Source organism: Bradyrhizobium sp. (assembly GCF_019242285.1).
GTDB lineage: Bacteria > Pseudomonadota > Alphaproteobacteria > Rhizobiales > Xanthobacteraceae > Bradyrhizobium.
On the sequence record NZ_JAFAVV010000284.1, the window covers coordinates 1 to 6,603 of the forward strand.

The following is a 6,603-nucleotide window of genomic DNA, read 5'->3' on the forward strand; positions in this document are numbered from 1 at the left end:
CAGGCCTCGTATTCGGCTCGCCGCTGCAGGAAGCGTGCCCAGGTGAGCTCGTGGGTGCCGGCGATGCTGCGCACCCGTCCTTCGATCCGCTGCTTGAGCATCGTCTCGTCCGAGCACACGCATTCGATGATCTTGAGGCCGACGCGGTGCTTCGCCGCCATCTTGCGCCAGACCGCGCGCGGCGCCTCGACCGGATTGACGGCGTCGACGACCGCGGAGAGCCGGAGACGCAGATGCTCGTCCGCCAGCGCCTGCGCGACCTCGTAGGCCGCTACCCCGGTTTCGGACTTGTCGAAGCCGGCGCGCCACATCGCCGCCTCGATCGGGTCGATCGAGAAGATCGGGATGGCGAGCGCCCGGGACAGGTTTTCCGCCAGCACGCTCTTTCCGGAACCGGGCAGTCCCGACAACACGATCAGGGAGGGCGAGATTTTTGTGACGTCAGTCATGGCGGCTTTCGAAAACTGGTACGCCCGCAGCCTGCAATGTACGAGAGTAGCCGGCTATCCGGCCGCCGTCCATCGCGGCGAAGGCGATCGACCATCAGGGCCAATGCGTCGGCGGGCCCGCATCCCAGATCATGAATAGCAAGACCAGGGGCACGATCAGGGCGAGCGCCAGCAGGACGCCAAGGGCCCAGAGCACCGGCAGGAACCAGAACAGGGCGAACAGCGCCGCCATGCCCACCGCCGCGGCGGCGAGGATCAGCGTGCCCCTCAGCATCGGCTGGATGATCAACAGATAGACGACGTCAGCGATCCCGAATATCCATCGCCCGAGCAAACGAGCCATCCAGCCTCCCTCTCTGTCCTGGATGATGGCCGCGTCTCCGCGCGGCGTTCGAATGGTCCTAGCAGTCTGCATGAGCACAGTCAGCCTATCGCGATCACCGCGTTGCGCAATTCATAGCCGGTCGAGACCGGGTTGGTGGTGACGGTCGGCGGCCGCTCGAGCCGGAGGCCGGGAATACGCAGGAGCCGGTCGAGGAAGATCGCGGCCTCATGCAGCGCGACCGAGGCGCCGGGGCAGCGGTGCGGGCCATCGCCGAAGCTCATCACGCTGCCGGCGACTTTCGCACCGCGCGCCCGATCCGGATCGAGCTCGTGCGGACAGGCGCCGACCGCTTCGATGTCGCGATTGGCGGCATCGATGTCGATCTCCACCAGGCTGCGCGCCGGGATCACCAGGCGGCCCGCATCGGTCTCGACCGCGATCTCGCGCGCGGCGCGCCGCTTGAGCACGGACACCACCGGCGCAAGCCGCAGCACCTCTTCGAGGATGACCATCTGATCGGCTTCGTTCGCGGCCAGAAAGCGCGCGCACAGATCGTCGCGCTCGAACAGCCGCAACGCGGCCATCACGATGAACTCGCGCGTGGTCGTCATGCCCGCTGCGCCATAGGTGACGCATTCGGTGAGGATCTCGCGGTTCGACCAGCCTTCCGCGATCAGGTGCGAGATCACGTCCTCGCGCGGCGCGGTGCGGCGGGCGCGGATCGCCGGCCGCACGTCGGCGAGATAGAAGCCGAGCATCCGCCATTGCCCGAAGACGACGTTGCCGACGGCGGCAAGCCATCCTTCGCTGGCGCCGCTCGCGGCGAAGAACCGGTTCAGCCGTCTCGCCATGGCGGAGCGCGAGCTGTTGGTCAACCCGACGATGTCGGCCGCGACCGCGACCGCGAGCTCCAGGCTGAGATCGTCGAGGCGCGCCCGGCCGGCGGTACGAAAGCGGTCCAAAAGCTCCTGGCTCGTGCGTTCGATCAATTCGCGATAGCGCGTGGCGACCACGCGCGGCGCGAAAAAGCGCGCGGTGGCGCTGCGCTGCTTCTGATGCGGCTCGCCGTCCTGGTACAGCACCGGGGCGTTGGTGCGTCCGAAATAGCGCTCGACCAGCTCCGCATTGAAGCCCGCCTGCCGGACGTCGCCCGACCTCAGCACCTCGCGTGCCGCGCCGAAGCGGTCGATCCTGACGACGCCGGCTTCGCTGGCACGCGTTGTGGGCTCGGGAACCGAGGGTTGGAACTTGTGGGGGTCCCCTGAGGCCGCAGGCTCGGAAAGCATGACACGTCCTTACTCTGTGCTCGATCCGCAGCGTTAGATAGGGCGACGCGGCGCGGGGTCAATTGGCGTGGAGCGTGGGCGGGTTGGTGCAGCAGTTCGTAGCCCGGATGAGCGCGGCGAGATCCGGGACGTGTCAGGTACCCCGGATGTCGCTGCGGTCATCCGGGCTGCGTGCGCCGTTCAAGCGGACATGAACCCGCGTTCTCGCGGCGCATGGCGTCCGAGTTTGCATCCAGGCATGGCGCCCCGAAAGATCAGAGGGCGCAGGGAAGGCCGGGTGCCGTTCGCACCCATGGCCCGCCTGCAACGCAAAAAGCAGGCGGCAGTCACCACAGGTACGCGCCGGACATCCGGCCTTCCCTGCGCGATGGTGTTAACGCTTATACCGTGATCTCCTCGGTGCTCCGGGCTTTCTGGCCACCGTCGCCCGCAAGATCATGATGCGGGCTTGACACCAGCGTCGGGGTGTCGGGACCACACGGCTTCACGTCCGCCTCGAACGCGCTCGTCTCGCGCGCTGTCGGCGTCCATCGCATCCCCGCCCCACGTGACGATCGGCCGCAACGTCCCTCTGCATCGAGGCGGGATGGGGTGATTGTGGCATCCTTTTCGGTAAAAGAGAAACGGAAAATCTTTGCGCGGAGATCTGGACACGCCTATCCGCCTTGAGTCGCCTCGCGAAAATTGGCGTTCTGGCGCAGGCTGCCGGAGGGCCGGGCACCGCCGCCAGCGGGCCGATCGCGCGCGAAAATCCGCACCGGCCGGCGAATCAGTAGGACCAGCGGAAGCGTAACCCGCCGATCTTGTCCGAAGCCAAATGGCGGACTAGGCCTTCGGCTGATCCGCCGCGCGGGCTACGGGCGTGCCAAGCTATCCCGGCGGATGCTCGATCACCCAAGTCCGGCATTCGTCGCCGCGGCTGGCAGGAACCCGATCCCGCATCGTGCGTTCCCTGCCAGGATGGAGGCGCGTCATGCTGAGTGAACGACAGGTAGCCGTCTTGTGCGATATCGGGCAATCGATCGCCTTTGCCGACGATATGCACGGCGAGATCGAGAAACTGATCGTCGAAGGCTATGTGCTCAAGGACGGCGATATCTACCAGCTGACCCCGAAAGGCGAGAAGGTCCTGGAAGAACGGGGGGCAGGACTGAACGAAGCATGACACGGCCGGGTCGGCGAGGACGGCCGACGGCGCCCGGGGTTGACCCGCTCGATGCGTTTCTCCAGGTCGATCCGCGGCTTTTCGAGCACCCATATCATGGCGAGCTCGTGTTGCCGGAATGCAGATCTTCCTCCGTCAGGACGGGTGCAGGGGCTGGCCGATCGGCGAAGCCCGTGCTGTTCGTGGCTGCGGCGCGCTGGCGCGCCGTGAACATGCCGCCCTTCGCGGGACGCTCCGGTGCGAACCGCATGAGCCCGATCGGCTGGGGAATGTCGTCGAAGACGGCCTCGACGCCGCCGCGCATGAAATAGGTTTCATGCCAGAAACCGGTGCCGCCTGAATTGCGGAGAAAGGCCGTCCACCACTCGCGATGGGGTGCGGAGCGCGCCCAGCTCTCCAGGGCGGCAAAGTCACGCCAGTACTGGCGAATGCCGAAATGCGGCGGGAGCAGGGACCACAGGAAGGTCTCATGGGACAGCAGGCCGTCCGGCATATCCTGCCCGATCCTGGCGATTTGCGGTCCGAACCCAAGCAGGGTCCTGACGCCGGCCAGCGCGTTCACGCGCATGCCCAACAATATCATGACGAGATCCGGATATGCCGACAGATCCGCGGTCACACGATTGACTGCCACTGGATGCTCTCCTCGTGTTCTTTCGTCGCTGCGGGATATGGTGTGCGGAGCGGGGCCTGGCAAATCGCCGATGTATCCGATGGGCTGAATGCGCAGGGCGGGTTGACGCAGCCGAATAAGCTGTATCGCTTGCGCCTTCGCGCTTGCGCTTCGGCTCCGCTCCACCCATCCTACCGAGCGCGCCGGTGAGTGACGAGCGGCGCGCGGCCACGAGGGCGAACGATGAAAATCTACATGGCCGGACCGTTGTTCTCCACCGCGGAGCTGGCGTTCAACCGCAGGCTCGCCAGCCTGCTTCGCGAGAAAGGGCACGACGTCTTCCTGCCGCAGGAGCATGAACAGCGCAAGGACATGCCCGCCGCGATTTTCGCAAGCGACGTCAGAGGTCTCGACTGGGCCGAGGCGGTCGTGGCGTGCCTGGACGGAGCCGATCCTGACAGTGGGACCTGCTGGGAATTGGGCTACGCCTACGCCATGAAAAAGCTGTCGATCGTCTACCGGACCGATTTCCGGCTGTTCGAAGGCAGCGACAAGATCAACCTGATGATGACGGAGAGCGCGGATCACGTGATCATCATGCCGACCGCCGACATCGCCGAGCTCGCGGCCGAGATCGCGCGGCGGCTCGACGGCAGGTCCGAAGGATGAGTAACAGGTTGGCGGAGCGTGTTCCTTCGGTCCGTGCGCCGGGCGGGGTTAGCGGCTTGTCCGCCGAAGCTCAGGGAGCGAAGGCGGAAGCGTAACCCACCGCTCTCGGCGACGAGCCGGCGGATTACGCCTTCGGCTGATCCGCCCTACGCGCTACCACAGGCTGCGCTTGCTAGAAATAACCTGCGTCTGTACGGTGTGTCGCCGAAAGTTAATTTTCCATGAATGGATCAGCTGGAATGACCGCAATTCAGGGCGTGGTGTCGGACGAAGGTGCGGACCGGAAAATGCCGCCGGGCGTGCTTGTCGAAGGCCCGCTGGTCGACGCCAAGTTTCTCGATTCCTATATCGCGTTCGGCATCATGATCCCAGGTTCGATCGCTGCGCTGGTCTGGGCATTCACACAAGGCATCGGCTGGGTGGAGATTTCGGTCTTCGTCGGCATGTTTTTGCTGTCCACGGTCGGGATCGGGGTCGCCATGCATCGCCTGCTCGTGCACCGGAGCTTTCGCTGCGGTCCGGTCATGCGGGCGTTCTTCTGTGCAATCGCCACGATGGCGGTGCAGGGTTCGGTGCTGAAATGGGTCTCGAATCATCGTCGGCACCATCTTCACGCCGACAAGCCCGGCGATGTCCACAGCCCCTATTATGACGGCGTCGGCAATCGCCATGTCAGCTTCGTCAACGGGATGATGCATGCGCAGGGCGGCTGGGTGTGGGACAAGGCCACCACCGATGGCGAATACTACGCCAAGGATATTCTGGACGACCCGATCGCCATGTTCTTCACCAGGACACGCTGGTACTGGTACGCGTTGTCGGCGGTGGTCATTCCGGCTGCGCTCGGTTACGCGTTTGGCGGCGTGCGCATGATGATCGGCTGCGTATTGTTCTCCGGCCTGTTCCGCAGCTACGTCATGACCATGGCCACCTCGCTGGTCAACTCGGTCTGCCATAGCGACGGTCGCTACGGTTACCGCCGCTTCGACACCAATGATGGCACGACCAACGAGTTGGTGACCACGATCATCACCTTCGGTGAAGGGCTGCACAACAACCATCATCGGTTTCCGCGGGACGCCTACCTTTCGCATGCCTGGTACGAGATCGACATCAACGGCCTGATCATTCTCGGGCTTGGGAAACTCGGGCTCGTGCACGACATTTTCGTTCGCCCCGCATCTGGCGCTGGGGCCATCGCCATCCAGACCCCATTCGACGAGGTCGCCGAGGACCTTGGCTCGTCATGAGGTAGGCTCGCCCGCTGTTTCCCGGCAGCCGGACTCTTCTGTAGCGCAGCGGGCGATTGACTACGTCAGGAGCCTCGATGCGAAGCTGCGGCTCCGGAGAGCGAGTAGCTGTAGCAACCTCAGTGGTCACGCTTGAAACGTAGCGTCGGTCAGCAATGCGGAGAAGAAGGCTCCGCCCGCCGGATGACACCGCCGTGTCCCGCCAGAAGGCCGGTGACCGAAATGTCCTCGTCGAGTGCTTCCCAGTGCAGGCCGACGCGGCTGACGTCGACTTTTTCACGCTCGGCCGGTTTTGCGTGGAGCAGACGCGGGAACCAAGCGAGCGGTACGCCAAGCGTCCGCCCGTCGGTCAGTTCGACCTACATCGTGTGCTGGTTAAAGCGGACGCCGCTGGCGAAAACGGTCATGCGGACTCCTCAGACGTCTAGTAACTCAGATAGGCAAAGCAACACCTGCGACAAACTCTGCATGTGCGTCAAAAGTCGAAGCCAAGTTGTCGCGACCGACTAGGATTGATACTGACTCCCTCAATATTTTGCCGCAGGTCCTCTCTCGCTCTGACAGACCTAAAAAGCCGATAAGCCGCAACGCGATCGGCATCTTCGTAGTAGCGGCCCACCAATTGCATTGCCTCCCCAACAAGCGGCGCGCACAGCTCAAAGTTTGATAAGTCTATATCAAGTTTTCTCGCAAGCAGCCCCACGCAATAAAGAACGTGGAATGAACCCTCAACCAACCAGTGCTCGACGCTCGAAGCGGACAGACCCGATGCGCGCATCGTCAACATTGCTCTGTGCTTCTCTTGCTCAATCGTCAAGAATATATGATTGGCAGAAACAAGCAGCT

Annotated in this window: 9 protein-coding genes; 3 read left to right on the forward strand and 6 right to left on the reverse strand. The window is 63.9% G+C overall.

All coding sequences use genetic code 11. From position 1 onward, the window contains the following. The 3 genes from JOY90_RS10900 to JOY90_RS10910 all read right to left on the reverse strand — a co-directional run. A partial coding sequence (locus tag JOY90_RS10900; RefSeq protein ID WP_291691144.1) for an ATP-binding protein occupies positions 1–449 on the reverse strand: 449 nt, incomplete at its 3' end. 94 nt (positions 450–543) lie between these two features. Continuing rightward, positions 544–792, reverse strand: a complete 249-nt coding sequence (locus JOY90_RS10905; protein ID WP_291691145.1) for a hypothetical protein — start codon at positions 790–792, stop codon at positions 544–546. Between the two features lie 80 nt (positions 793–872). Further along, complete coding sequence (locus JOY90_RS10910; RefSeq protein ID WP_291691146.1) at positions 873–2,060, reverse strand: cytochrome P450; 1,188 nt, start codon at positions 2,058–2,060, stop codon at positions 873–875. A 973-nt stretch (positions 2,061–3,033) separates the two neighbouring features. Here JOY90_RS10910 and JOY90_RS10915 point away from each other — a divergent pair. Continuing rightward, entirely contained in the window at positions 3,034–3,225 is a 192-nt protein-coding gene (locus JOY90_RS10915) for a hypothetical protein (protein ID WP_291691147.1), read from the forward strand. A 94-nt stretch (positions 3,226–3,319) separates the two neighbouring features. On the opposite strand, the gene JOY90_RS10920 is transcribed toward JOY90_RS10915, so the two are convergent. Next, positions 3,320–3,808 (reverse strand): DUF4188 domain-containing protein, encoded by a 489-nt coding sequence (locus tag JOY90_RS10920; protein WP_291691151.1) that lies wholly within the window; start codon positions 3,806–3,808, stop codon positions 3,320–3,322. A gap of 273 nt (positions 3,809–4,081) precedes the next feature. On the opposite strand from JOY90_RS10920, the gene JOY90_RS10925 reads away from it, so the two are divergent. Next, positions 4,082–4,507, forward strand: a complete 426-nt coding sequence (locus JOY90_RS10925) for a nucleoside 2-deoxyribosyltransferase (protein WP_291691148.1) — start codon at positions 4,082–4,084, stop codon at positions 4,505–4,507. A 239-nt stretch (positions 4,508–4,746) separates the two neighbouring features. Further along, on the forward strand, positions 4,747–5,757 hold the full coding sequence (locus JOY90_RS10930) for an acyl-CoA desaturase (RefSeq protein ID WP_291691149.1): 1,011 nt from the start codon (positions 4,747–4,749) through the stop codon (positions 5,755–5,757). Between the two features lie 149 nt (positions 5,758–5,906). Here the strand turns inward: JOY90_RS10930 and JOY90_RS10935 are convergent, their stop codons facing one another. After that, a complete protein-coding gene (locus tag JOY90_RS10935; protein WP_291691152.1) occupies positions 5,907–6,110 on the reverse strand; it encodes a DUF2442 domain-containing protein in 204 nt (67 codons plus the stop codon). Positions 6,111–6,232: 122 nt separating this feature from the next. Next, positions 6,233–6,603, reverse strand: a 371-nt coding sequence (locus JOY90_RS10940) for a hypothetical protein (protein ID WP_291691150.1), incomplete at its 5' end; no start/stop codon positions are given.

Excerpts from the sequence above, each read along its gene's own strand:
- JOY90_RS10905 (WP_291691145.1), bottom strand. The coding sequence starts at position 792 with ATGGCTCGTTTGCTCGGGCGATGGATATTCGGGATCGCTGACGTCGTC.
- JOY90_RS10910 (WP_291691146.1), bottom strand. The coding sequence starts at position 2,060 with ATGCTTTCCGAGCCTGCGGCCTCAGGGGACCCCCACAAGTTCCAACCC.
- JOY90_RS10915 (WP_291691147.1), top strand. The coding sequence starts at position 3,034 with ATGCTGAGTGAACGACAGGTAGCCGTCTTGTGCGATATCGGGCAATCG.
- JOY90_RS10920 (WP_291691151.1), bottom strand. The coding sequence starts at position 3,808 with ATGATATTGTTGGGCATGCGCGTGAACGCGCTGGCCGGCGTCAGGACC.
- JOY90_RS10925 (WP_291691148.1), top strand. The coding sequence starts at position 4,082 with ATGAAAATCTACATGGCCGGACCGTTGTTCTCCACCGCGGAGCTGGCG.
- JOY90_RS10930 (WP_291691149.1), top strand. The coding sequence starts at position 4,747 with ATGACCGCAATTCAGGGCGTGGTGTCGGACGAAGGTGCGGACCGGAAA.